This is a genomic window from Microbacterium sp., assembly GCF_048259935.1.
Taxonomy (GTDB): domain Bacteria; phylum Actinomycetota; class Actinomycetes; order Actinomycetales; family Microbacteriaceae; genus Microbacterium.
The window spans coordinates 102534-127542 of record NZ_JBLXHF010000003.1 but is presented as its reverse complement, the minus strand read 5'-3'; the positions used below and the strand labels follow the sequence as shown (position 1 = coordinate 127542).

At 66.2% G+C, this 25009-nt stretch carries 26 protein-coding genes; 14 read left to right on the top strand and 12 right to left on the bottom strand.

Annotated elements, in window-relative coordinates; translation table 11 throughout:
* The first annotated feature begins 8 nt into the window (after positions 1 to 8).
* Positions 9 to 425 carry an OsmC family protein gene (locus ACN0RC_RS06255; RefSeq protein ID WP_417509901.1) on the top strand — a complete coding sequence of 139 codons (417 nt, stop codon included), beginning with the start codon at positions 9 to 11 and terminating at the stop codon, positions 423 to 425.
* Positions 426 to 433: 8 nt separating this feature from the next.
* Here ACN0RC_RS06255 and recQ read toward each other — a convergent pair whose 3' ends face one another.
* Positions 434 to 2494 (bottom strand): DNA helicase RecQ, encoded by a 2061-nt coding sequence (gene recQ, locus ACN0RC_RS06250; RefSeq protein WP_417509899.1) that lies wholly within the window; start codon positions 2492 to 2494, stop codon positions 434 to 436.
* 71 nt (positions 2495 to 2565) lie between these two features.
* Here recQ and ACN0RC_RS06245 point away from each other — a divergent pair, with 71 nt between their 5' ends.
* Positions 2566 to 2892 carry a GNAT family N-acetyltransferase gene (locus tag ACN0RC_RS06245; protein ID WP_417509897.1) on the top strand — a complete coding sequence of 109 codons (327 nt, stop codon included), beginning with the start codon at positions 2566 to 2568 and terminating at the stop codon, positions 2890 to 2892.
* Positions 2893 to 2931: 39 nt separating this feature from the next.
* Here ACN0RC_RS06245 and ACN0RC_RS06240 read toward each other — a convergent pair whose 3' ends face one another.
* Positions 2932 to 3249 carry a hypothetical protein gene (locus tag ACN0RC_RS06240; RefSeq protein ID WP_417509895.1) on the bottom strand — a complete coding sequence of 106 codons (318 nt, stop codon included), beginning with the start codon at positions 3247 to 3249 and terminating at the stop codon, positions 2932 to 2934.
* Between the two features lie 25 nt (positions 3250 to 3274).
* On the opposite strand from ACN0RC_RS06240, the gene ACN0RC_RS06235 reads away from it, so the two are divergent.
* From ACN0RC_RS06235 to ACN0RC_RS06210, 6 genes are all read left to right on the top strand, one after another.
* Positions 3275 to 3793, top strand: a complete 519-nt coding sequence (locus tag ACN0RC_RS06235) for a hypothetical protein (protein WP_417509893.1) — start codon at positions 3275 to 3277, stop codon at positions 3791 to 3793.
* A 41-nt stretch (positions 3794 to 3834) separates the two neighbouring features.
* Positions 3835 to 4323: an HNH endonuclease signature motif containing protein gene (locus ACN0RC_RS06230; RefSeq protein ID WP_417509892.1), complete on the top strand. Its 489-nt coding sequence runs from the start codon at positions 3835 to 3837 to the stop codon at positions 4321 to 4323.
* Positions 4324 to 4363: 40 nt separating this feature from the next.
* Positions 4364 to 4906 carry a gluconokinase gene (locus tag ACN0RC_RS06225; RefSeq protein WP_417509890.1) on the top strand — a complete coding sequence of 181 codons (543 nt, stop codon included), beginning with the start codon at positions 4364 to 4366 and terminating at the stop codon, positions 4904 to 4906.
* Positions 4907 to 4915: 9 nt separating this feature from the next.
* On the top strand, positions 4916 to 5458 hold the full coding sequence (locus ACN0RC_RS06220; protein ID WP_417509888.1) for an ECF transporter S component: 543 nt from the start codon (positions 4916 to 4918) through the stop codon (positions 5456 to 5458).
* 63 nt (positions 5459 to 5521) lie between these two features.
* Positions 5522 to 7231, top strand: coding sequence for an ABC transporter ATP-binding protein (locus ACN0RC_RS06215; protein WP_417509886.1), 1710 nt, complete (start codon positions 5522 to 5524; stop codon positions 7229 to 7231).
* On the top strand, positions 7228 to 8061 hold the full coding sequence (locus ACN0RC_RS06210; protein ID WP_417509885.1) for an energy-coupling factor transporter transmembrane component T family protein: 834 nt from the start codon (positions 7228 to 7230) through the stop codon (positions 8059 to 8061). Before ACN0RC_RS06215 ends, ACN0RC_RS06210 begins: the two co-directional genes overlap by 4 nt.
* A gap of 81 nt (positions 8062 to 8142) precedes the next feature.
* Here ACN0RC_RS06210 and ACN0RC_RS06205 read toward each other — a convergent pair whose 3' ends face one another.
* The 4 genes from ACN0RC_RS06205 to ACN0RC_RS06190 form a co-directional block, all read right to left on the bottom strand.
* Positions 8143 to 9306, bottom strand: coding sequence for an acyl-CoA dehydrogenase family protein (locus ACN0RC_RS06205; protein WP_417509883.1), 1164 nt, complete (start codon positions 9304 to 9306; stop codon positions 8143 to 8145).
* Positions 9307 to 9473: 167 nt separating this feature from the next.
* The gene (locus ACN0RC_RS06200) at positions 9474 to 10409 is read right to left on the bottom strand and encodes a M15 family metallopeptidase (RefSeq protein WP_417509881.1); all 936 of its coding nucleotides are present in this window, start codon (positions 10407 to 10409) and stop codon (positions 9474 to 9476) included.
* 32 nt (positions 10410 to 10441) lie between these two features.
* Entirely contained in the window at positions 10442 to 10621 is a 180-nt protein-coding gene (locus ACN0RC_RS06195) for a hypothetical protein (protein ID WP_417509879.1), read from the bottom strand.
* Between the two features lie 31 nt (positions 10622 to 10652).
* Positions 10653 to 11216: a PfkB family carbohydrate kinase gene (locus tag ACN0RC_RS06190; RefSeq protein WP_417509877.1), complete on the bottom strand. Its 564-nt coding sequence runs from the start codon at positions 11214 to 11216 to the stop codon at positions 10653 to 10655.
* Between the two features lie 123 nt (positions 11217 to 11339).
* Here ACN0RC_RS06190 and ACN0RC_RS06185 point away from each other — a divergent pair, with 123 nt between their 5' ends.
* Positions 11340 to 12389, top strand: coding sequence for an Rv2578c family radical SAM protein (locus ACN0RC_RS06185; protein WP_417509875.1), 1050 nt, complete (start codon positions 11340 to 11342; stop codon positions 12387 to 12389).
* Positions 12390 to 12421: 32 nt separating this feature from the next.
* Complete coding sequence (locus ACN0RC_RS06180) at positions 12422 to 12961, top strand: YaeQ family protein (protein WP_417509873.1); 540 nt, start codon at positions 12422 to 12424, stop codon at positions 12959 to 12961.
* Between the two features lie 78 nt (positions 12962 to 13039).
* Here ACN0RC_RS06180 and ACN0RC_RS06175 read toward each other — a convergent pair whose 3' ends face one another.
* Positions 13040 to 15379, bottom strand: coding sequence for a DEAD/DEAH box helicase (locus ACN0RC_RS06175; RefSeq protein WP_417509871.1), 2340 nt, complete (start codon positions 15377 to 15379; stop codon positions 13040 to 13042).
* A 236-nt stretch (positions 15380 to 15615) separates the two neighbouring features.
* Between ACN0RC_RS06175 and ACN0RC_RS06170 the strand changes: the two genes are divergently transcribed.
* Entirely contained in the window at positions 15616 to 16512 is an 897-nt protein-coding gene (locus ACN0RC_RS06170; RefSeq protein ID WP_417509869.1) for an aldose 1-epimerase family protein, read from the top strand.
* Between the two features lie 16 nt (positions 16513 to 16528).
* Here ACN0RC_RS06170 and ACN0RC_RS06165 read toward each other — a convergent pair whose 3' ends face one another.
* From ACN0RC_RS06165 to ACN0RC_RS06155, 3 genes are all read right to left on the bottom strand, one after another.
* Positions 16529 to 19732, bottom strand: a complete 3204-nt coding sequence (locus tag ACN0RC_RS06165) for an efflux RND transporter permease subunit (RefSeq protein ID WP_417509867.1) — start codon at positions 19730 to 19732, stop codon at positions 16529 to 16531.
* Between the two features lie 79 nt (positions 19733 to 19811).
* On the bottom strand, positions 19812 to 20171 hold the full coding sequence (locus ACN0RC_RS06160; RefSeq protein WP_206494390.1) for a CrcB family protein: 360 nt from the start codon (positions 20169 to 20171) through the stop codon (positions 19812 to 19814).
* Complete coding sequence (locus ACN0RC_RS06155; protein WP_417509864.1) at positions 20168 to 20578, bottom strand: fluoride efflux transporter FluC; 411 nt, start codon at positions 20576 to 20578, stop codon at positions 20168 to 20170. The genes ACN0RC_RS06160 and ACN0RC_RS06155 overlap by 4 nt, the downstream gene beginning before the upstream one ends.
* Before the next feature lie 105 nt (positions 20579 to 20683).
* Between ACN0RC_RS06155 and ACN0RC_RS06150 the strand changes: the two genes are divergently transcribed.
* Entirely contained in the window at positions 20684 to 22198 is a 1515-nt protein-coding gene (locus tag ACN0RC_RS06150) for an FAD-dependent oxidoreductase (RefSeq protein WP_417509862.1), read from the top strand.
* Positions 22199 to 22208: 10 nt separating this feature from the next.
* Here ACN0RC_RS06150 and ACN0RC_RS06145 read toward each other — a convergent pair whose 3' ends face one another.
* Together ACN0RC_RS06145 and ACN0RC_RS06140 are read right to left on the bottom strand one after the other, a co-directional pair.
* Complete coding sequence (locus tag ACN0RC_RS06145) at positions 22209 to 23012, bottom strand: nitroreductase family protein (RefSeq protein ID WP_417509860.1); 804 nt, start codon at positions 23010 to 23012, stop codon at positions 22209 to 22211.
* Positions 23013 to 23016: 4 nt separating this feature from the next.
* Positions 23017 to 23391, bottom strand: a complete 375-nt coding sequence (locus ACN0RC_RS06140) for a hypothetical protein (RefSeq protein WP_417509858.1) — start codon at positions 23389 to 23391, stop codon at positions 23017 to 23019.
* 147 nt (positions 23392 to 23538) lie between these two features.
* Here ACN0RC_RS06140 and ACN0RC_RS06135 point away from each other — a divergent pair, with 147 nt between their 5' ends.
* Complete coding sequence (locus ACN0RC_RS06135; RefSeq protein WP_206494394.1) at positions 23539 to 24378, top strand: DUF4097 family beta strand repeat-containing protein; 840 nt, start codon at positions 23539 to 23541, stop codon at positions 24376 to 24378.
* A complete protein-coding gene (locus tag ACN0RC_RS06130) occupies positions 24375 to 25007 on the top strand; it encodes a helix-turn-helix transcriptional regulator (RefSeq protein WP_206494395.1) in 633 nt (210 codons plus the stop codon). Before ACN0RC_RS06135 ends, ACN0RC_RS06130 begins: the two co-directional genes overlap by 4 nt.
* Positions 25008 to 25009 lie beyond the last annotated feature (2 nt).

The following is a 25009-nucleotide window of genomic DNA, read 5'->3' as shown; positions in this document are numbered from 1 at the left end:
GTGGAGGGATGAGCGAGAAGTATCGGACCGCAGCGAGCAACAGCACCAGTGAGCCCGGCGTCAGTCGAGTCGACGACGGCATGACCGTGCACGTCTCGTCGCCGCTGAACCCCGACCGGGATATGGATGCCACCAACCCTGAGCAGCTGCTCGCACTCGCCTGGGCGACCTGCTTGAACTCGACCGCTCAAGCAGTCACCGCGCGAAAGCACAGAACAGCCGTGCGCGTCGAGATCGTGCTGCGCGATGCCTCTGAAGGTTCCGGCTACGAGTTCGCCGTCGACGCCTACTTGTCGGTCGAGGGCGCATCTCCGGAGGAGACCGAACGGGTGCTCGAGCAGGCGCATGCGCGCTGCCCCATCTCGAAGCTGTTGCGCAGCGCGACGACGGTGGCCGTGCACGGCGAACCGTACGCCGTCGACTGACAGCGCAGCTAGTTCGCGGCGACCACCGCGAGCACCGCGTCACCGTATGCCTCGCGCTTCTTCTCACCGATCCCCGTGATTCCTTCGAGGTCACCCAGCGATGCCGGACGCACTTCGGCGAGCGCCCGAAGGGTCGCATCGCCGAAGACGATGTACGCCGGTTTGCCGATCTCCTTCGCCGTCGCCGCGCGCCAGACCCGCAGCGCTTCGAAGAGCGAGCGGTCGCCTTCTGAAACCGGCCCCTGAGCCTGTCGAAGGGCCGATGCGGCAGATGTCTTGCGGGCGCGACTGGCACTCACCCGCCCCATCGTGTCTTTGCGAAGCGGGACGGGCGTTTCACCTTTGAGGACCCCCGCGGCGGCATCGCCCGGGGCGAGGGTTCCGTAGTCGCCCTGGGCGACCAGGATGCCGCGGGCGAGCAGCTGCCGCACGACGCTGCGCCAGTCCTGATCGGAGAGGTCTGCGCCGATACCGTACGTCGCGAGCCCGTCGTGCTTCTGCTGGCGGATGCGCTCGTTCGATGATCCGCGCAGGATGTCGATGAGGTGACCGGCACCGAACGCCTGATTGCGTTCGCGCTTCAGGCGCACGATCGTCGACAGCAGCTTCTGCGCCGGCACGAGGCCGTCGAAGGTCTCGGGCTTCTCGAGGCACGTGTCGCAGTTGCCGCAGGGTGCGGATGCTTGACCGAAGTAGTTGAGCAGATTCTGTCTGCGGCACTGAACCGTCTCGCACAGACCGAGCATGGCGTCGAGGTGGTGGCCCATCCGCATCTTGAAGGTGCGGTCGCCCGGGCTCTGATCGATCATGCGGCGCTGCTGCACGACATCACCGAGGCCGTACGCCATCCACGCCACCGCCGGCTCGCCGTCGCGTCCGGCGCGGCCGGTCTCCTGGTAGTAGCCCTCAACCGATTTCGGCAGATCGATATGCGCGACGAAGCGCACGTCGGGCTTGTCGATTCCCATGCCGAACGCGATCGTCGCGACCATCACGACGCCGTCCTCGCGCAGGAACCGCGACTGGTTCGCCGCACGGACCTCGGCGGGAAGTCCCGCGTGATACGGCAGCGCGTCGAGCCCCTGGGCTGCGAGGTAGGTGGCCGTCTGCTCGACGGACTTGCGACTGAGGGCGTAGACGATGCCCGCGGGGGGAAGGTCCGATCCCTGAGCCTGTCGAAGGGTCGAGATGAATGACACGAGCTGCTTGCGCGGATCGACCTTCGGGACGATCCGGTACTGGATGTTCGGTCGGTCGAAGCTCGCCACGAAGTGCTTGGCGGTGTCGAGCTGGAGGCGCTCGGTGAGCTCCTTGTGCGTGGCACGGGTCGCGGTGGCGGTGAGCGCCATGCGCGGAACACCGGGGAACCTCTCACCGAGGTCGCCGAGCGCGAGGTAGTCGGGGCGGAAGTCGTGGCCCCACTGCGACACGCAGTGCGCCTCGTCAATCGCGATGACACTGAGGATGCCGCGCTGCAGCAGTCGGGTCGTCGCTGTGGACGACAGGCGCTCTGGCGCGACATAGATGAGGTCGAGTTCGCCGGCGACATACGCGCGCTCGACTTCGGAGCGCTCGGATGCCGACTGCGTGGAGTTCAGGTACGCGGCGTTGACGCCGTTGGCGCGCAGCGCATCGACCTGGTCGTGCATAAGGGCGATCAGCGGGCTGATCACCAGTCCTGTTCCTTCGCGGACGAGCGCCGGCACCTGGTAGGTGACGCTCTTGCCTGCACCGGTCGGCATCAGCACGACGGCATCCCCGCCGGCGATCACCTGGTCGACGATCGCCGCCTGATCGCCGCGGAACGCGTCGTAGCCGAAGACAGTGTGCAGCGCTTCGCCCGCGGTCGGGAAGCGCGACGGGGTCGCCTGCCGGTTAGTCCCTGAGCCCGTCGAAGGGGCCGACACGATATCCGCGACGGGAGTGAAGGGACTATCTCCCCAGTCGAGCGCCGGTTCGTAGCCGTCGCCCTGCGGCTCCCAGTCCATGTCCTCGGGCGGCGGAGTGTCGTCCCACGGCAGATCCGCGTAGGGGTCGCCGGGGAACGTGGCTCCAGGATTCTGCGGCATCCCTTCAGCGTAACGACCCACGGCGACACGAGCCGTCCTAGGGTGGGGTAAACGTACGCAAGGGAGCAGCCATGACTGACGAACCCACCGTCACGCGCAACGCGGAACTTTCGCGCTATGAGATCCGTACCGGCGACGTCCTCGCGGGATTCGCCGAATACAAGGAACGCGACGAGGAGATCCTGTTCACGCATACCGAGGTCGACCCGGCCTTCCAAGGCATGGGCCTGGCACCGGTTCTCGCCGGTGAAGCGCTGGCGGATGCCGTGGCAACCGGCAAGACGCTCGTCCCCTACTGCCCGTACATCGCCCGCTACCTCAAGCGCAATCAGATCGAGGGGGCAGAGATCCGCTGGCCGCAGCTGCCGGAGGACCCCGCCGGGAACGACAAGAAGTAGTCATCGCGGCGCGGTCGATTTCTCGCACTTTTCATTGCATTATTCGAAACTTTGTTCTATTTTGGATACACGACCCCGCTCAGCCCCACGCTCCAGAAAATCGAGGAATCCCTCGTTCTGCGCGGTGGACTGCTCGATGAATGGGTCGATCTGGGTCAACAGGTCGCCGCGCTCGAGGCTCGACGGGCCGAGCTTCTCGCCACGCGGCTCGATCTGCTCGCACAGGAGCGCTCGCTCGACCCGGGTTCCGACGAAATGGCGCTCCGTTCGATGTGCGCCGAGTACGAGCAGCAGATCCTGCCGTTCGCCGAGAACGACACCGCCGCCCGCCCGCACGCGCACGCACGCCCGCGGCATTGCCGCCCGGGTGCATCCCGAAGGGATGGCAGAGCAGCATCGCCGCGGCCGTTCCGAGCGCGCTGTCACAGTGAAGCCCGACGGAGACGGAATGGCCGTGCTGACGGCAATCCTTCCCGAGCTTCTCGCGTATGCGACCCACGATCGCATCACGTCGATGGCAGATGAGGTCACTCGAGCCCGCCCAGAGGGTCAGCGCCGGCCCCGACGGTCCACGCTCGCGAAGATCCGTGCTGAGCGCGAGGCTGCCCTCGGCATGCAGACACCGCACGACCCCGAGCCTCCCGCTCACCCTGGGGCAGCGTTCCTCGACGCACTCGACGACCCCGCTCCGTGGGAAGACGACTCCGTGTCCTGCGATGAGCGAGAAGCAGAAGCCGCCGAGCAGATGGCGGAGCGTGAGCACGCCGCGCACGCTGCGGCAGAGTCCTTCAACCTCGCACCCTCATCGATGAGTCGGACCTCCTCGATGAATCAGATATCCTCGGCGAAGCGGGCTCCCTCGACCAGCTGCGTGCGGACATCTTCGCTGATCTGCTGCTGACGACATCGCCGACCAGCATCACGTCGACGTCTCTCGAATCGGTGAAGGCCACCGTGCAGGTCACGATCGGCGCATCCACACTCATGGGAGCAGACGATGCGATGGGCGAACTCAACGGTCACGGACCGATCGCCCCTGACGCGGTTCGGCTACTCGCAGGACAAGCGGGCAGCTGGGACCGAGCGTTCCTCGACGCCCGCGGAATGGTCGTCGAAACAGATAACTACGTTCCCACCGCCGGCATGAAACGCTATCTGCGCGCACGTGATCAGCACTGTCGATTCCCCGGATGCCGCACACCCGCCCACCGGTGCCAGATCGACCATAATCATGACCATGCGAAAGGCGGGCCGACGGCTCTGAGCAATCTCAGTCTGTTCTGCACGAGTCATCATCCGCTGAAGCATCCGGATGTCGATGACCGCGATCGGTGGACGGCGAAGCAACTCGATGACGGGGTGGTCTTGTGGACCAGCCCGCTCGGGCGCACCTACACCGATGAACCTCCACTGCGCGTGATGTTCACGTGAGTCCGCGTATCGTCAGATATGTCATAGCTACGGAGGATCCATGTCAGACATGCCGATGCAACCGCACCTCGTGGTGATGGGCGTATCCGGGAGCGGAAAGTCGACAGTCGGCAGACAGATCGCCGATGAGATCGGGGCGGACTTCGTCGATGCCGACGATCTGCATCCCCTCGAGAACAAGGAGCGCATGGCTGCGGGCCTGCCGTTGCGCGACAGCGACCGCTGGCCATGGCTGCGCACGGTGGGCGAGCATCTTGCCGCCGCTCCCGCGGGGGTGGTCGTCGCCTGTTCCGCGCTGCGTCGCAGCCACCGCGATGCCCTGCGTGCAAGTGACCCCTCGGTGATCTTCGTGCACCTGGCAGGGCCCCAAGGACTCGTCGCCCAGCGCATGGCCGGCCGCGATCATGAGTTCATGCCCGACTCGCTGCTCGCCTCTCAGTACGAGACCCTCGAAGGTCTCGAAAGCGATGAACCGCATCTCGAAGTCGACCTCCGCTCGACGCCACAAGAGATCGCCCGCGAAGTGCGCGCGTGGCTCGAGAGCACCGAGTCCCAGAGCACCGAGCCCCAGGCCCGGAGATAAGCTGATCTCGTGCAGAAGACCCGTGTGCTCTCGACCCGCGTACTGCTGATCTGCGCGGCGATCGGCGTGGCCACAGGCCTCGTCTCGGCCGGTTGGGCGGGGCTCCACATCATCGCCGCGGCCGGCGCGGTGCCTCTCTACGGGCTGGTGCTCGGATTCCACGCCCTCCCCGGCGTCATCGCTCAGCAGGTTCTCCGTGCCCCGTGGGTCGCCCTCATCACCCATGCGATCGCCGCTCTCATCGGGCTGGCGTTCGTCCCAGCCATGGCAGGACGCTACATTCTCGCCGCTGTTGTCTTCGGCGGCGTGCAAGAAGGAGTCTCCGCGCTCACCCGCTACCGACACTGGGAGCCCTGGCGCTTCCTGCTCTCGGCAGCGATCACCGGCATCGTGATCGCCGTGCCGCTGTGGTTCGCGTTCCACGTTTCGAGCCTCCCCACCTGGGGCGCGATCGGCTTCGCCGTGCTCTTCATCGCCGGACCCGTGGCATGGACCCTGGTCGGTCTCGCCATCGGCAGTGCCCTCCGCCGAGCGGGCGTCATCCGGAACTGACGGACGTCATCCGGGACTGATCGCGCAGTTTCACAACAGGTAAGGCTCAGCTAACCTGGAGGCATGCCCCCTTCCGCGCCTCTCCTCCGTGTGCGCGGGCTCTCACTCACCCATGCGGGCTCTACCAGCCCGTCGCCCATCGACGTGAGCTTCGAGGTACACCCCGGTGAAGTCGTGCTCCTTCTCGGGCCGAGCGGATCGGGAAAATCCACACTCACCCTCGCACTGAACGGCCTGATCCCGCAGTCGGTTCCCGCCACGATCACCGGCTCCGTCGAGGTGAACGGACGCGACACCGTGGGCACTCCTGTCGCCGAGCTCAGCGTCGATATTGCGATGGTCTTCCAGGACCCGGATGCCCAGCTGGTCACCGGAACGCTGCTCGACGAGGTCGCGTTCGCGCTCGAGAATCTGCTGCTGCCGGTCAACGAAGTGCTCTCGAGATCAGAGCGCGCACTGCGCCAGGTCGGGCTGTGGGAGCGCCGGAATCAGAACCCTGACCTACTCTCCGGTGGGGGCCGACAGCGCCTTGCGATCGCCTGCGCTCTGGCGATGGGGTCGCCCGTGATCGTGCTCGATGAGCCGACGGCGAACCTCGATCCGCAGGGCATCGACGATGTCTACGACGCGCTGTCGACCCTCATCGAATCCGGCGATCGGGCAGTGATCCTCGTCGAGCACAATCTCGATGCCGCGATGCGCTTCGCGACCCGCGTTCTGGTCCTCGACCAGCAGGGTCGCCTCGCGTTCGACGGCCCCGCAGAAGAGATCATGCGCACGCACACGGACGAGCTCATCGCGATGGGAGTGTGGCTTCCTGCCGCAGCTCTCGCGGGACGGATGCTGCGCGAACGCGGCATCCTGCCCGCCGAGGTGCCGCTCCCGCTCACTCCGGAAGCGCTCGCGAGTGCGTTGGAGGGGGCGCCTTCCCCTGGCCGAGCCGAACGCGAGCCTTTCACGGAGCGGGCGAAGCGAGACAACGCACCGGAATCGTTTCTCCCGCCGATCGTCCGCGCGCGCGGTCTCACCGTGAAGCGCGGACGTGCCGAGATCCTGCACGGCATCGACCTCGATATCTCGGCCGCATCGTTGACCGCGATCGTCGGGGCCAATGGCGCGGGAAAGACGACACTCATCCAGTCGCTCGCGGGCGTCATCCTTCCGCCCAGGCATCAGGTCTCGATCGATGGAATGGATCCGGGGCGAGCATCGCCCAGGGATCTCACCGCGCGCATCGGGTTCGTGTTCCAGAACCCCGAGCACCAGTTCATCACGCACACCGTCTTCGAGGAGCTCGCCTACGGACTGCGCCTGCGCAAGACCAGCGATGCAGAGATCACCGACCGCGTCGACGAGATGCTCCGCCGGTTCGGGCTCGAGCACAAGGCCGATGTGCACCCGTTCCTGCTCTCCGGCGGCGAGAAGCGACGCCTTTCCGTCGGCACCGCCCTCATCACCAGACCCGAAGTGCTGGCTCTGGACGAACCGACCTTCGGCCAGGACCGCAGCCGCGCCGACGAGCTCCTGCATCTGCTCGCTGACCTCCGCACCGCCGGAACCACGATCATCATCGTCACCCATGACCTGCAGCTGGTCGCAGATCACGCCACCCACACAGTGATCCTCGACGACGGCCGCGTGCATGCCTCGGGGCGCACCGCCGAACTGTTCGCGACGCCCGGACTCTTCGAAGCTGCCGGGCTCCGACTGCCTGCGCTTCATCGTGCGCTCAGCCCCGAGCTGCGCGGCATCGTCGCGGAGGCCGCACTGTGACGACGATCACTTCGCCCACTGCCACGATCGATCCGTTCGCACCGGGAGTCCCGGCATCCGCCTGGCGATTCCTGAACCATCTCAATCCGCTGACGAAGATCGCAGCCGTCCTGCCTGCCATCGTCCTGCTGGTCTTCGTGCGCGACATGGTGACACCGCTGATCTTCATCGTGCTCGCCTACGTGCTGATCCTCACCGGCACGCGCATCACTGCGAAAATCGCGGCGCTGCTCTTCCTCGCCGTTCCGATCGGCATCGTCGCGGTCGGTTTCGGCTTCTCGCTCTGGGTGGATGCCGCGAGCGTCGATCACACCGCGCCATTCCTGCAGATCGGCGGTTGGACGCTCTTCACCGGGGCGCTGCAGGTCGGCTGCGCAAGCGCCCTGAGGATCGCGGCGATCCTCGCGCTCGCGCTGATCGGCGGACTCACCACGACGGGTCCCGACCTTGCCCGTGCGGGCATCCAGCAACTGCACATCCCCTACCGAATCGGGTACACCGCACTGGCGGCGTACCGATTCGTTCCACGGTTCAACTACGAACTCAGCGTGATCCGCGCAGCTCATCGCGTGCGAGGGCACCATCGCGGCCGCGGTCCGTTCGCAGCGATGGCGCGCGGGTGGGGCTACATCGTGCCGCTGCTCGCCAGCGCCATCCGACATGCCGAACGCGTCGCCCTCGCGATGGATGCTCGCGCTTTCGGCGCCTATCCCACACGCACGGAACGGCATATCGTCCCGTTCCGCATGCGCGACGTCGTGTTCATCGTCGCGTTCATCGCAGCATCCGCGGTGATCTTCGCGCTCACGTATCCGTGGCTCGCGGTCTGAGGCCCGTAAACACGTTCAGGTCGCAGTTTCTGCCGCTCTGGGAGCCCCCAAAGCGGCAGAAACTGCGACCTGAACTGAGTGTCAGCGCTTGCCGACGATCTGGCGACCGATGAGGTCACGCATGATCTCGTTGGTGCCGCCGTAGATGCGGTGCACACGGGCATCCGTGAAGGCGCGCGCGATCGGGTACTCCATGATGTAGCCGTAGCCGCCGTGCAGCTGTACACCCATGTCGAGCACCTCCCACTCGCGCTCGGTCGCCCAGAACTTGACCTTCGCGGCGTCTTCCGCCGTCAGCTTCTTGTCCTTGTACGCAAGCATTGCGCGGTCGACGTACGCCCACATGACCTCGGTCGTGGTGACCATGTCAGCCAGACGGAACCGCGTGTTCTGGAAGTCGGCGATGCGCTCACCGAACGCCTCGCGGTCCTTCGTGTAGGCAACGGTCCATTCGACGGCGGCCTCCGCCGCAGCCGCAGCGGCCACACCGATCGACAGACGCTCGAGAGGCAGGTTCATCATCAGCTGGATGAAGCCCTGACCCTCCTTGCCGCTGATCAGGTTCTCGTCGGGAATGAAGACATCGGTGAAGCTGAGCTCAGCGGTGTCCCAACCGTGGAAGCCCATCTTGCGGAGCTTCTTGCCCTGGTCGAAGCCCTCCATGCCCTTCTCGACGATCAGCAGGCTGAACGCGTCAGGACGGTTGCCCTCGCCGGTCTTCACGAAGGTCACGACGATGTCCGCGGTCGTGCCCGAAGAGATGAACGTCTTCGCGCCGTTGAGGATGTAGCCGCCATCGACCTTCTTGGCGTTGGTCTTGATGCCGCGCAGGTCAGAGCCCGCACCCGGGTCGGTCATCGCGAGAGCGCCGAGCACCTCGCCGGTCGCCATGCGGGGAAGCCACTTCTCCTTCTGCTCCTGCGTGCCCATGTGCACGAGGTACGGAACGGCGAGGTCGTCCTGAATGCCCAGGGCACCGGCGAGCGAACCTGCTCCAGAACCGATGACCTCTTCGTTGACGATCGCGCGGAAGCGGTAGTCCTGCAGCATGCCCGCACCGCCGAACTCCTCGGGGACGGAGAGACCGATGATCCCTGCTTCACCCGCAGCGAGCAGCGTCTCACGGTCGACTTCACCGGCAGCATCCCACCTGTCGATGCTCTCGGTGCTCACGTGTCGCTTGACGAAGTCCTTGACCAGGTCGCGGAATGCCTCGTGGTCTTCATCGTAGATGTCGCGTTCCATGCCGTCCTCCCGAACGTATTGGCGTCCTTGCACCGCCGAGTCTATGTCTGAGAGCTGATGCTGCGGGAGGGGATTGTGAGAATGCATCCCACCATGTGTGAGACCGGGTATCGCGTTTGCGGAAAGCTACAGAACGCCCGCTTCCCGGCCCTTCAGCAGCCGGCAGCTCAGTGCGCGTAGTCGGGCGCGGCCGGCAGACCGAAGAACTCCTCAAGGGTGTGGAAACCGCCCTCGTGATAGGCGCTCGCGAGCCCTGGGCCGATATAGCGCAGATGCCAGGGCTCGGGCTCGTACCCGGTCACCGAGGTCGCTCCTGCCTCATAACGGACGATGAATCCGTACTCCCACGCGTGCGCGGCGATCCAATCGCTCTCGGCAGTCCCCCCGAATGCACCGATCTCGCCGCACCCGCTGCCGCACGCGACGACATCGACGGCGAAGCCGGTCTGGTGCTCGCTGAAGCCGGGCCTGGCAGAACTGAGATCTGCCTCGGCCTGCCCCGCCGCACTCACCTGACTGGAGTAGTTCGCCACCTGCAGCCGGTAAGAGCGATAGGCGTTGTTCATGCCGAGCTCTCCCGCCCCGGAATTCTGCAGGGCAGCAGTCATGTTGCCGAGCGCAGCGGCGGCATCCGCGTCGATCAAACGTGACGCCGTCGTCATCTGGATCGGTGCTTCGGTCATCGCGGCCGGCTCGTAGTCGACAGGGGCGAGCGCTTGCAACTTGTTCACGACCACCCAATGATGCATAGGGTCAGTCAATGAGATGCACGGTGCGTTCCCGACCAAGACGGCGTCGCGGAATGCCACTCCGCCGCCGAACCCGGCGACGACGGCCTCATCATCACCAGCGGCGAGCGCATCACTCACCTCTGGGGTGGCGCAGGGGGCTGCGGCATCGACGGATGCGAACTCGATACCGGGCAGATGAGCGACCACGGCGGGAGAAGGCGGTACCACTTCTTCAGCAACTTCAGCGACCGACGGCACCTCAGTGAACGCCCACAGTGCCCCGAGGGCGGTCACCGCAAGACCGATGGGAAGTGCGATCGTCAGCACACGAGACCGAGGCGACGCGTACCGGGGGTGCATGGCGTGTCTCATCGCTTCCATTATTGCTGAACGATGGGCACCCGTTACTTCCTGCCCTGCCGCAGCCTCGCGACTTCCGCGACATCGGGAACGGCATCCTGCGCACCGGGACGACTCACGGAGATCGCCGACGCGGCAGCGCCCCACATCGCGGCATCGACCAGGAGATCGAGATCGACATCGGCAGGCAACCTGCCGGATGCCGCGAGACGCGCCGCGAACACACCGCAGAAGGTGTCGCCCGCGCCGGTCGTATCAATCGCCCGCGCGGTACGTCGATTCCAGGCAACAGCCGCTCAGCCGCTCAGCCGCTGCGACGAACGGCCCAGAGGGCGCAGCGTTGTGCACATGCCAGGCGCCGTCGGGGCGGCGCGCTGCAGCATCCTCGACGAGCGAGATGGGAACCTCGAGCTGTGTGAGCAGAACCCGCGATCGCGCCACCACCTCGCGCTGGGCTTCGGTCAGCTGCGGAAGAACCGCGTTCGCGCCGGGCACGACGACGATCGTGTTCTCTGCATTGCGATCGACCGAGATGAGAGCCGTTCCGCTGGGACCGTCGACCTCGGCAAGACCCGAGACGTCGATCCCATCACTCTCCAGCGCGGCGCGAAGCGCCACCCCATCAGAGTCCTTGCCGATGGCTCCGACGAAGGCGACCTCTGCCCCTCCTGCCCGTCGTGCTGCGACAGCCTGGTTGGCGCCCTTGCCGCCGCCCGAGCGCGTAAGCGTCGTGCCCAGCACGGTCTCGCCAGGGCCGGCGATCCGATCGACTTGGGCTACGACATCCTGGTTCACGCTGCCGACGATGACGACGCTCATGCGCACACCTCTCTGCCGAGCATCCACGATATCGCGATGCGGATCAGGACCGTATTGATTCTTATGCACGAACAAAATAGATAACTACTTGATAGTCACTCGTTCATATGTTCTACTTTCATCATGCGCTGGCAGGGACAATCGATCACCGACGTCGACTCCGCGGCCCTCCCCGGTCTCGAGAATCGCAGTGGAATCGTGCGCTCGGTCACCACTCCCGAGTTCGCGGGAATGACGTTCCACGAGGTGCTCGCGAAGTCCGCGCTCAACCACGTTCCTGGCGGGTCGAAGATGCCGTTCAGCTGGACGATCAATCCGTACCGCGGGTGCAGCCATGCCTGTCTCTACTGCTTCGCCCGCGGCACTCACCAGTACCTCGACCTCGACGGCGGCGCAGATTTCGACTCGCAGATCGTCGTGAAGACGAACATCGCCGAAGTGCTGCGGAACGAACTGAGACGCGGCAGCTGGCAGCACGAGACGGTGGCTCTCGGAACCAACACCGATCCCTATCAGCGGGCCGAGGGGCGGTACCGGCTGATGCCAGAGATCATTCGCACCCTGGCGGAATCCGGCACTCCGATGTCGATCCTCACCAAGGGCACGCTCATCCGGCGCGATATCGGGGTGCTCATCGAAGCCGCGGCATCCGTTCCGGTCGACATCTCGATGTCTATTGCGATGTACGACGACGAGCTGCAGCACTCGATCGAGCCCGGCACGCCCTCGACGCAAGCGCGCCTCGACACAGTGCGTGCGCTCGCCGATGCCGGGTTCCGGGTCGGAGTGTTCCTCATGCCGGTGATGCCGCATCTCACTGATTCGGTGGAGCACATCGACCATGCGCTGCGGCGGATCACGGCGTCCGGCGCTGACCATGCCATCTACGGCGCATTGCACCTGCGGGCCGGGGTGAAGCCCTGGTTCATGCAATGGCTTCAACGCGAGCACCCGGAGTTGATGGCCTCGTATCGCGGGCTGTACCCGGGCGCAGCAGCCGATGCGCCGGGAGCATACCGGCAGTGGCTGGCGAAACGGATCAGGCCACTCATCCACGCGCACGGTCTCGAGGCGCGGCACTCCGACGACGCGTACCCCACCCGCCGGCTCACCCGTCCGGCGGTGCTCACACCGACCATCCCGGCACCAGCCCCGCAACCGATGCTGTTCTGACGGGTCTGCTGTGCACCGTAGGCTCGGGAGCTATGGCAATCGGCTCGACGATCTACACGTTCACGGTGCAACTGGCAGACATGGACCGGGGTGTGTACGACGACTTCACGCTGCGCGTGGCCAGGCATCCGTCCGAGACGGATGCATACATGGTGACCAGGCTGCTCGCGTACTGCCTGGAGTACACCGAAGGGATCGCCTTCGGTGAAGGAATCTCGTCGACCGATGAGCCGACGGTCATCGTGCGCGACCTCACCGGTGCCGTGATGGCCTGGATCGAGGTCGGCGCGCCCGATGCCGAGCGCCTGCACCACGGCAGCCGGATCGCCGAACGCGTCGCCGTCTACACGCATCGCGACCCGGCGAAGGTGATCGCCGCGTGGTCGGGCAAGCGCATCCACAACGTCGACGCGATCGAGGTGTTCAGCTTCGAATCCGCCTTCATCGCCGACGCCGTCGAACTGCTCGAGCGGCGAAGCACCGTGACCCTCACCGTCACCGAAGGCCAGCTGTATCTCGACCTGAACGGCACGACGCTGAGCACTACCGTGCACGCGCACTCCGCCATCTGAGGGGCCCGGAAGGACGCGAAAGGGGCCCGGAATCAGATTCCGAGCCCCTACCCGCAGCTGACTGCGGAGATCGAATGATCAGGCCGTCAGTTCAGCCTCAGTGGGCATGCGCCCCGCGATCTCTTCGATGATGTCGTCGCCGACGCGCGCCTTCTCGAACGGTGCGTCGATCTCTGCGCGCCCGAGCAGCTCGCTCATCCGCCGCTCGCGCTGGCGGGTGATCAGCGTGACGACGCGACCGGAGTTTCCGGCGCGGCCCGTGCGACCAGAACGGTGCATGTACGTCTTGTACTCGTCGGGCGCATCGGCCTGGATCACCAGATCGATGTCATCGACGTGGATGCCGCGAGCCGCGACATCCGTCGCAACCAGCACGCTCACGCGGCCAGAGGTCATGCGCTGCAGGTTGCGCGTGCGCTTGGCCTGGTTGAGGTCACCGTGCAGCGACACCGCAGGGATGCCGGCATCGTCGAACTGCTCGGCGAGCATCTCGGCATAGGCGCGAGTGCGGGCGAACACGAGGGTCTTTCCCGCGCGGTCGACCATCGAGGTCAGGATCTCAGCCTTGTCGCGGTGGTCGATGACGAGCACGCGGTGGTCGATGGTGCCGGAGTCCTGATCCTCACCGGCGACCTCGTACACGGCGGGGTCTACGAGGAACTCTTCGACGAGCGCCGCAACCTCACGGTCGAGCGTCGCCGAGAACAGCAGCTTCTGACTGCCCTCTGCCGTGTGACGCAGGATGCGCTGCACGGGCTCGACGAAACCGAGCTCGCACATGTGGTCGGCCTCATCGAGCACCGCGATGCGGCAGTCCGACAGGTCGAGCTTGCCCTGGTTGATGAGGTCTTCGATACGACCCGGGGTGCCGATCACGATGTCGACGCCCTTCTTCAGCGCACCGACCTGGCGCGCCTGCGGGACACCGCCGTAGATCTGGGTGGTGAACAGGCCGACGCTGCGAGCGATCGGCTGCACCGTGCGGTCGATCTGCAGCGCGAGTTCCCGCGTCGGAGCGAGGATGATCGCCTGCGGATTGCGACCGAACTCACGTCGCTTTCCGGCCTGGCCCTTCAGGATGCTCTCGACGAGCGGAGCGCCGAAGGCGATCGTCTTGCCGGAGCCAGTGCGCCCTCGGCCGAGCACGTCGCGGCCCTGCAGGATCGCAGGGATCGTCGCCGCCTGGATCGGGAACGGCGCTGCCGCACCCATACCGCTCAGTGTCTCGACGATGTTCGAACCGAGTCCGAGGTCAGCGAACGTCGTGCCCTCGACCTCGGGAGCGGCGACGACCTTGGCCTCGAGACGCTCGTGGACGACATCCTCGGTCGGCTCGAACTTCGCGCTCTTCGCGGGCGCACCGTTCCAGTTGTCACGGGTCGGACGCTGCTCGCGGTCATCGCGACGCGGGCGCTCGCTGCGCTCGTTGTTGAAGCGAGGACGCTCATTGCGATCGTTGCGATCGTTGTTGAAGCGGGGGCGGTCGTCGCGGTTCGGACGCTCGTCCCGATTGAAGCGGGGACGCTCATTGCGATGGTTGCGATCGTTGCGATCGTTGCGATCGTTGTTGAACCGAGGACGCTCGTCGCGGTTCGGACGCTCGGATCCGCGGTCGTTGTTGAACCGGGGACGCTCGTTGCGGTCGTTGTTGTAGCGCGGACGCTCGTCACGGTTGTCGTAGCGAGGACGCTCACCACCGCGATCGTTGCGATCGTTGTTGAAGCGGGGACGGTCGTCGCGGTTCGGACGCTCGTCACGGTTGAAACGGGGGCGCTCAGATCCGCGATCGTTGTTGAAACGAGGACGCTCGCCACCACGGTCATCGCGATTCGGGCGGTCGTTGTTGAACCGAGGACGCTCGCCACCGCGGTCGTCGCGATTCGGGCGGTCGTTGTAACGACGCTCCCCCGAAGGGCGCTCGTTGTTGTAGCCAGGACGATCGTTGTTGAAACGCGGACGCTCGCCGTTGAAGCGCGGACGCTCACTGTTGTACCGCGGGCGCTCGCCCTGGTGGTTCGGCGATTCGCGGCGTCCGGACTCGGCGCGGCCGCGGATGCCACGGGCCTCATCGCGACCGGCACGGTCCTGGTCGCTCCAGCGACGCTTCGGGGCGCCGCCCTCTGCTTCCGCAGGGCGGTAGCCGCGATGGCTGGGGCTCTTGCTGCCGGGCCGACGATCGAAGCGGTCGCCGCCGGTTGCACGCGGGGCCGGCGAACGACGGTCCGAAGCATCCGGCCGCGCACCGCGGAAGTCACGCGAGTCGCGGGAATCACGCGACTCACGAGACTCGGAAGAGTCGCGCGAATCGTGAGCGGGCCGGCCACCGGCGTGACGATCGTGGAACGGCGTCTTCTTCGCGTAGCGGGGCTCGAAATTACGAGCGGGGCGACCGCCCTTGGGCTTGCCATTCTTGGGCATGGTGTTTCCTGACTGTCTCTGACACGAGAACAGCATCCGCGGAAAGCGCACAGAGATCAGCGCAGAGCGGACATACCCGAGCATTCATCGGCCGGGGCCATTCATGTGATGGTTAGTAACCATCGGCCCCTGGGCTCACACTTGATTCAGAATTCTCCCGCGCAGTCGCGGGTGCCTGAAGCCGACCGCACAAGTTTACCGGATCCACCTGTGAAGGTGCCCGTACGATAGTCGGAGTGAACTCCCTTTCTCCCACCGGCACTCAGATCCACCTCACGCGCGGCGCAGTCACTGCGCAGATCGCTCAGGTCGGAGCATCCCTTCGCGGACTGACCGTCGGCGGTGTCGATCTCGTCTCGCGCTACCCCGAAGACATCCCGACCCCCTCCTGCTCGGGCGTCGTCCTCGCTCCGTGGCCGAACCGCGTGCGCGACGGCGTGTGGAAGGACGCCGGAACGGTCCGGCAGCTCTCGATCTCAGAACCGAAGCTGAACAACGCCATCCACGGACTGCTCCGCTACACCGCGTACGCGATCGAGCAAACGGATGCTGCCACCACCCTTCGGGCGACGATTCACCCGCAGACCGGCTACCCGTACGAGATCGCGACTTCAGTGACGTACGCACTGACCGAGGCCGGCATCAAAGTCACCCACACGCTGACGAACCGCTCGACCGAGAAAGCCCCCGTCGCTCTCGGCACGCATCCCTTCGTGACGATCGGCGACGTCGATCCCCGCAACCTCGTGCTGCGCGTGCCAGCGAAGACCCAGCTCGAAACCGACGAGCGGATGCTTCCGCTCAAGGCCACTCCGGCGTCAGATGAGATGCGCACGGGAGTGCGCCTCGGCGGCATCACTCTCGACACCGGCTTCGCCGATCTGGTCCCCGACAAAGACGGCCTGATTCGGCATTCGCTGACTGCGTCAGACGGCCGGCGCGTGACGGTGTGGCAGGAACCGGATTTCGAGTTCGTCCAGGTGTTCACGACCACGAATTATCCCGGCCACGACCTCGCCGTCGCGATCGAGCCGATGACCGCCCCGGTCGACGGGCTCAACAGCGGTCTCGGTATCCGCCGGCTCGCATCCGGTGAGACCTGGACGCTCAGCTGGGGCATCGAGTTCAGCTGACGGGATCGCGCGGGCGCTACGCCCTCTGCCCGCGCAGTTCGCGACGCGTGAGCGGGTGCTCGGCAGCATCCTCCGAAGCATCCGGCCCCTCGGGCGCAGGCCCGTCCCCAGCGCCGCCCTCGTCAGGCCCCGCCCCGCCCTCGTCAGGCCCCGCCCCGCCCTCGTCAGGCCCGGCCTTGCGGGCAGCGCGACGCTCGCGCGCGCCCTCGACGAGGTTGTAGAGCGTAGGCAGAACGACCAGCGTCAGCACGGTCGACGAGACGAGTCCGCCGATCACGACGATCGCGAGCGGCTGCGAGATGAAGCCGCCGTGACCGGTGATTCCCAGCGCCATCGGCGTGAGCGCGAAGATCGTTGCGAGAGCGGTCATCAGAATCGGACGCAGACGCTTCTCGCCACCGGCCATCACCGCATCGTGCGCGGACAGGCCCTTCTCGCGGTACTGGTTCACGAGGTCGACGAGCACGATCGCGTTCGTCACCACGATGCCGATCAGCATCAGCACACCGATGAGGGATGCCACGCCCAGCGGCACGCCCGTCGCGATCTGCAGCAGGATCGCACCGGTCGCCGCGAACGGCACCGAGATCAGCAGCAGCAGCGGCTGGCGCAGCGACTTGAAGGTCGCCACCATCACCACGTAGACGATCAGGATCGCCGCGAGCATCGCGAGCCCGAGCTGCGAGAACGAATCAGCCTGCTGCGATGCGACGCCGCCGACCTCTGCGGAGGCGCCATCGGGCAGCTCCACCGCCTCGAGAGCGGCAGTGACAGATGCGGTCGCGGTCGCGAGGTTGTCGGATGCCGGGGGCACCGTGATCGTGGCGGTCCGGCGCCCCTGCTGAGTCGTGATCGACGTCGGCCCCTCGGCCTCATCGACGCTCGCGATCTCATCGAGGCGCACGAGCCCTGCCATCGTCGGAATGGTCAGCGCACGGAGGTCCTCGATGGTCGCCGGAGGCTCTGCCGCGGCGAGGTACACCGTGAGGGCAGTGTCATCGAGCTCGACCGAGCCGATCTGCTGCGGGCGCATCGTGTTCGAGACGAGCGCGCCGACCGCGACTTCTGAAAGGCCGCGCTGGGCTGCCGCATCCCGATCGACGACCACTGCGATGTACGGCAGGGATGCCGCGAGGTTGTTCGTGATCTGGCCGATGCCGTCACGACCGCTGAGCTCTTCGGTCACCGCATCCGTCGCCTCGGCGAGCACCTCGCCGCTCGGCGCGGTGATGTTGACCTCGATATCGCTGGATCCGAAACTGGCTGCGGCGTTGACGCTGATCTCGCCGACGCCCTCGAGCCCATCAACGGCATCCAGCACATCGGCGCGGAGCTTCTCCTGGTCAGCACCCGATTCAGTCATGATCGAGTACGTCACACCGGCGCCGCCCGAGAAGGCATCCATCAGCGGCGAACCGCTGGAGCCGACCGAGATCTGCACATTCTCGATGCCGTCGATGCCGTTCAGCGCCTCTTCGACCACGAGCGAGGCGTCGTTCTTCGCCTCGAGGCTCGCGGTCGGGCCGAGGTCCTGCGACACCGTCATCGTGTTCTGTCCGGAGTCGCTGAGGAAGTTGATCTTCATCAGCGGGGCAGCCGCCAGCGTTCCACCGAGCACGACGATCGCGAGGATCACGGTGAGACCGGAGTGCGCGAGCGTCCAGTGCAGGATCGGACGGTATGCGCGTTGCAGCTTGGTGGGCGGAGCATCCTGATGCTCCGGGTCGATGACCTGCCCGTTCTCGTCGGTGAGCTCCTTGCCGGGCCTCAGGAACCAGTACGCCAGCACCGGAACGATCGTGAGCGAGACCAGGAGTGATGCCACCATCGCGATCGTCACGGTCATCGCGAACGGCCGGAACAGCTCACCGACCATGTCGCCGACGAACACGATCGGCAGGAAAACCGCGACGGTCGTGATGGTCGATGCGGTGATCGCCGCGGCGACCTCGCGCACTGCGAGCCGGATCGCATCACCCTTATTCGCGTCACCGACGTAGTGCCGCTTGATGTTCTCGATCACGACGATGGAGTCGTCGACCACGCGGCCGATCGCGATCGTGAGCGCGCCGAGGGTGAGGATGTTCAGCGAGTACCCGAACGCCTGCAACCCGATGAAGGTGATCAGCACGCTGGTCGGGATCGAGATCGCGGTGACCAGCGTCGAACGGATCGACATCAAGAACACCAGGATGACGATCACCGCGAAGACGAGTCCGAGCAGGCCCTCGGTGGCGAGCGTCTCGATGGACTGCACGATGAACGGCGCCTGGTCGAACACGATCGTGAACTCGGCGTCGGGGAACGTCTTCTTCAAGTCATCGATCGCGGCGATCACCCCGCTCGACACCTCGACGGTGTTCGCGGCGGGAAGCTTGGTGATCGAGATCGACAGCGCGTCTTCGCCGTTGACGCGCGAGATCGATGAGACAGGCTCTGTCTCGAGTGCGACGGTCGCGACGTCGGCGATCGTGGCATCCGATCCGACGAGCGGGAGGGCGGCGATCTCCTCGACCGAGGTGATCTTCGCTCCGGTCTGCACCGTGAGCGTCTGACCGTCTTGGGTGATGTCGCCACCGGGGAACAGGGTGCCGTTCTGCTCCAGTGCATCGCGGATCGCCTGGGTGCTGAGGCCGGCCGCTGCGAGCGCCGCCTGATCAGGGGTGATCGTGATCTGCTGTCCGAGCCCGCCGACGATCTGCGCCGCGTTGACGCCATCGACATCTTCGAGGGCCGGGATCGCCACGTTCTCGAGATCTGCCTGCGCAGTCTCGGCGTCGTCGAAGCCGGTCACTGCGACCTGGATTACAGGGAAGTCATCGAGCGAGAGCGACAGCACCTGGGGCTCGACGTCGGCCGGAAGCTGGTTGGAGATGCGGTTGATCGCCTGCTGCATCTTCTGCTCTGCCGTGGCGAGGTTCTCGCCGTAGGTGAACGTCGCCTGGATGATCGAGGCGTTGGTCGTACTCGTCGCGCTCGTCGATTCGAGCCCGGGGACACCCTGGATGGCGGTCTCGATCGGCGTCGACACGTCGTTCTCGACGACCTCGGGAGAAGCGCCGGGGTACGTCGTCATGACGATGAGCGCGGGCAGCTCGAGGGAAGGAATGAGCTCCTGCTTCAGGTTCGTCAGTGCAAGCCCGCCGAAGACGGCGGCGACGATCGTGATGAGGGCGATCAGCGCGCGATTGCGCAGGCTGAGAACGGCGAGGTTCGACAAGGCGTGTGTCTCTCGATTGTGAAGTTACGGCGCGAGGGTGCGCGGCCAGTCTTTCACAGGGATCGGGCTATCACCTGTGTCAGAGCGCGAATCCGATCCAGAGTCCGACGAGCGCCGCAAGAACGGATGCCGCGAAGGTTCCCAGAAGGTGCAGAACGGATGCGGGGCGCTCGCCGTCGCGCCAGAGCGCGAAAGTGTCGAGCATTGCTGTGCTGAACGTCGTGTAGCCACCGAGAAGGCCCGCTCCGACGATGAACGCCGCATCGGGGATGGCCGAGGTGACCACACCGAGGGCGAAGGCTCCGGTGATGTTCACCACGACGATCCCCCACGGGAAGCGCCCCCGTGTGAGGGACATGACGCCGAGATCGACGAGGTACCGAAGGCCCGCGCCCACGCCACCGGCGACGGATGCCAGGAGGAAGAGCAGCGGCGTCATTCGATGCCCCTCACCCGCGGCCGGCCCCGATTGAGACCGCATGCGGCCGCGCCGATTCCGAGCCCCAGCGTCAGCATGACGTAGACGACGGCGGCGAACGGAGATTCCGTCCACAGTCCGACCGAGCCGACCGCGAACGCGCTGTAAGTGGTGAATCCGCCGAGGATGCCGGTGCCGAGGAACAGCCTGGTGTCCTGCCCTCGGCCCCTGAGCTTGTCGCCTCGGTCCCTGAGCCTGTCGAAGGGCCGCGAGGCGAGAATCCCGATCAGCAGCGCTCCGAGCACGTTGGCGATGAGCGTCGCGAACGGGAAGCCGCCAGAGTGCGGAAGCAGCAGCTCGATTCCGAGCCGGCCCGCCGTGCCCAGCATCCCGCCGAGCATGACGAGGAGAAGCCGGCGCAGGTTCACGTCGGCAACTCTAGTCGCGGCATCCGCGCTTCATGACGCGTGCCAGCGCACGCGGCAGATGTCAAGGCTGTGGGAACGATGCCGCAGAAGACGTTGACTGATGCCATGACATCCCTGTGGAAGATCACCCCGGCATTTCCCGCTGGCGCTCCGTTCGAGCCCGGAGCACAGCACGACGTGGTCATCGTCGGCGCGGGGCTCACCGGCCTCTCGACCGCGCTGATGCTCACCCGCAGGGGACTCGACGTCGCGGTAGTGGATTCCGGCGGTGTCGCCGAGCTCGCCTCCGGCGGCAACACCGGCAAGCTCTCGCTCTTGCAGGGGCAGACCTTGGCGAAGATCCGACGGCACCATCCCGCATCGCTCGTGAAGGCGTATGTCGACGCGAATCGGGCGGGAATGCAGTGGCTGACGGATTTCGCCGACGAGGTGGGCGTCTCCTACCGGCGGCGCACCGATCATTCCTATGCGACCGGTCCCGAGGGGCTCGACTCTGCGGCGTCCGTTCATGCAGCCGCCCAAGAGGCGGGCCTGCGCGTTCGGATGCTGGCCGCGGGAGACTTCTCGACGCTGCCTTTCCCCGCGGTCGGCGGCGTCGCCCTCGACGATCAGGTCACGATCGATCCCGTGCAGGTGGTCCGGGCTCTGGCGGATGCCTTCATCGCCGCGGGCGGGACGCTGAACACCGGCATCCGAGCGACCGGTGCGCGCGCGTTGCCCCATCCGCACATCGACACCGCCGCCGGCCCACTGTTCGCCGACCACATCGTGCTCGCGACCGGCACCCCGATCCTCGACCGCGGCCTCTACTTCGCCAAGGTGCGCGGGATGCGCTCGTACTGCGTCTCGTTCCGGGTGCCGGAAGAACTGCCCGCGGGAACCTTCATCTCCGTGGACGGACCTACCCGATCGATTCGTCCGGTGTCCGAGGCGGATGGCCCCGCAGGCGCCGCGCAGCTCGTCGTCGGCGGCAACGGTCACCCGGTCGGCCGCCACGACGACGAGAGGGCAGCCGTCGAGGACCTCATCGAATGGACCCGTGAGTATTTCCCGGGTGCCGAGGAGACCCACCGCTGGTCAGCGCAGGACTATGAATCGCACAACCGCATTCCGTTCGTCGGTGCGATGCCGAGAGGGCTCGGACGCATCCGCTTCGCCACTGGGTACGCGAAGTGGGGACTGTCGAACGCACCGGCTGCGGCCCTGCGCCTGACGAGCGAGATCACCGGCACCCCCAGATCCGACCGACCGAAGTGGATGACCACGATCGGAACCCGCCTGACCGTGCCGGCCGATATCGGTCGAGGGGCGGCCGAGGGCGGTCGCGTCGCGGCACTCCTGGCGCGTGGATGGACCGACGCCGAGAAGCGCGCGGTCCCGGTCCCGCGTCCTGCCGAGGGCGCCGGAGTCGTCGCCAACCGAGCCGGCTGTCCGGTCGGCGTCTCGACGGTCGATGGCGTCACGCAGGCTATCAGCGCGGCGTGCACGCATCTCGGCGGCGTCCTGAACTGGAACGACGCCGAGCGCACGTGGGATTGCCCGTTGCACGCGTCGCGCTTCGCCCCCGACGGCACGCGCATCGAGGGACCGGCGCTGCGCGATCTGAAGCAGCAGCGCTGATCGCGCGCAGTCACACGGTGGGCGGCGAGTCCCATCCCTGCTGCGGCGTCTCGCAGTCCTCTCGAAAAACGTATTGCGAGACGAGCTTGCGCTGGCTGCTGGACCAGTCGATCGACGGGCGGCGCTGCTCGGGCGGCAGATAACCGAGGCGGTACACGGCCATCAGCTCGAGATCGTCGGGAACGCGCAGCAGCCGGACGATCTCGTCCCAGCGGCCGGGGACCTCCATCGGGAACGAGACGAACTGGATCCCCATGCCGAGCTCGAGAGTCGTGAGCCATACGTTCTCCATCGCGGCCCCCATGCTGAACACCGAGTAGAACGACGACAGCTGTCCCGGACGATTCTCGCTGCGGTCGAGCATGACCCCAAGCAGCAGCGGCGAGCCTCCCACGAGTCTGCGGTTGTCGGCGCCGAGCGTCTTGGGCACCCCGAAAGCGTTCATGAGCGCCTGTCCGCGCTTCGTGAACACCTGACTGGTGAAGGGTCGAAGCGCCGCGGGCAGCCTGTCGAACAGCATCCCGCTGCGTGTGGCGTCCATCTCAGCCTGGCTGAAGCGGAAGTAGGGCTTGTACCGTTCGAAGAACGTGCCATTGGACATCGCTTGGGTCATGCTCTCGCCGGAGATCCGAGCGATCTCGTCGATCGTCTCGCGGTTCTCGATCACGACGAAACGCCACGGCTGGCTGTTCAGCTGAGAGGGAGCGCGCCCGGCCGCTTCCAACAGCACGCGCTGGTGCTCCTCGGAGACGGGGTCGGGCAGGAATGCCCCATTGGTGGTCTTGCGGCGGCGAATGGCATCGAGCAGTTCCATACGTTCACTTTCGATGAGAGTCCTGCCGAGAGCCGACGAGGCCCGCGGCGATGAAGGGGGCGGCGGACAGCGCGATGAGAGGATGCCGCCGGGTGCGCGCTCTCACGAAGGCGATCGCCGTCAGCGGCACGGCCGCCGGCATCAGCGCCAGGGCTGCGCGGCGACCTGCCTCCCGGGCGCCCTTACCGACCAGGCCCGTGCAGACCGCTGCGGCGACCGAGACGCACGTGGCGATGTACAGCGCGTGGTGCAGCCAGCGAAAGCCGCTGCTATCGACGAGCCGTGCGGCGACCGCGGCTCCAAGAGCGCAGTTCGTCGCATAGCTGACCGCCGCCACTGCGAACAGCGGCGCTGCAGTCGACTCCGAGCGACGGCTCATGTCACGACCCTACGTCGCAGTCGCGGCCGAAGCGCCGGTCACGGCCCAATTGGAGGAGAACACCCGAACTCTCTTGACAAACTCACGATATATCGTGTTATCGTTCTTTAACGCGATATATCGCGATCAACCATCGAGGAGAATCCCATGACCGAGAAGTGGCTCATCGCCCCCGGCGAAGAACGCGTCATCGACATCGCTCACGCCTCCCGGCTCAAGGTCGGTCTGGTCGGCGGGCAGGTCGACATCATCGCCCACGACGAACCGGGCATCCGCATCGAGGTGAGCGGCGTGACCGTGAAAGACCTCCGCATCGAATCCGACGGAACACAGATCGAGATCGACCACCCGCAGCTCGGGTGGGACAACTTCCTCGAGGTGTTCCGCAACTTCGGCTCCGGCGGCCCTCGCGCAGAGGTCAGCGTCGCCGTCCCCCGCAGCATCGCCCTGAACCTCGGCGTCGTCAGCGCCGGCGCGCTGGTCTCGGGCCTCACCAACGACGCGCGCCTCAATACCGTCTCCGGCGACATCATCGTCGACACTCACACCGGCGACCTGACGCTCAACTCCGTCTCGGGCGACGTGCAGGTGCGCGCTCTCACCGGAACCGCGAACGCGAACAGCGTCTCGGGAGACGTCGCCCTCACCGGCTCCGTCCGCAAGGCGACCGTCGACACGGTCTCCGGCTCCATCTGGGTCGATGCCACCGGCGCTGTGAACACGATCAACCTGAATACCGTCTCGGGCAACAGCACGATCCGCCTCGAAGAGACGCTCCCGGCGAACTATGTCGTGCGCTCGATGAGCGGTGGCATGCTGATCGACGGCGTCGACCGAGGCGGCTCCGGCCCGAGCAGCTACACCGGGTCCACCGGCGAGCTCGCCGGAACGTTCGTCGACATCCGCAGCAACTCCGTCTCGGGAGATACGACAGTGCTCCGCCAGCCTCTGACCACCGTGGCAGATGACGAGGAGTGGGACTCATGACTCCCCCCGTCTTCTCGCACGGCGACCTGAGGCTGTATCTGCTCTCGCTCCTCGCCGAGGCACCGCAGCACGGCTACGGCATCATCCAAGCGCTCACCGACCGCACGGGCGGCACCTACACGCCGAGCGCGGGAACCATCTATCCGCGGCTCGCGAAGCTCGAAGAAGAAGGACTGGTCACCAAGACGGTCGAGGGACGCACGACGATCTATGCGATCACGGATGCTGGCCGCACCGAACTCGCTGATCGCGAAGGCGACCTCGCAGGCATCGAGTCCGGTCTCGCCGACTCCGTGCGCCTCATCGCCAGCGAGGTGCGCCAGAGCGTGCAGCAGGCCATGAAGAGCCTGCGCGCCGACCTTGCAGCGGCGGCGAACGACGAGCGGACAGCAGCCAAAGCGCGCCCCTCGACGGCGGCACCGATGAGCGATGAGCGGATCATCAGTCGTGAGCAGCTGCACCGCGCCGATGCATCCATCAACGCCTTCCGCGCCCGCGTGCGCACCGATCTGCGCACGCACGTCGCCCGCGGCGGCGTGCTCGCCGAGTCGGTCGTGACCGACCTCGAGAACGCAATGGATGCCGCGGCTCGCGCCCTCACCCAGTCGTTGGGGTCGGCCGGGCGCTGAGG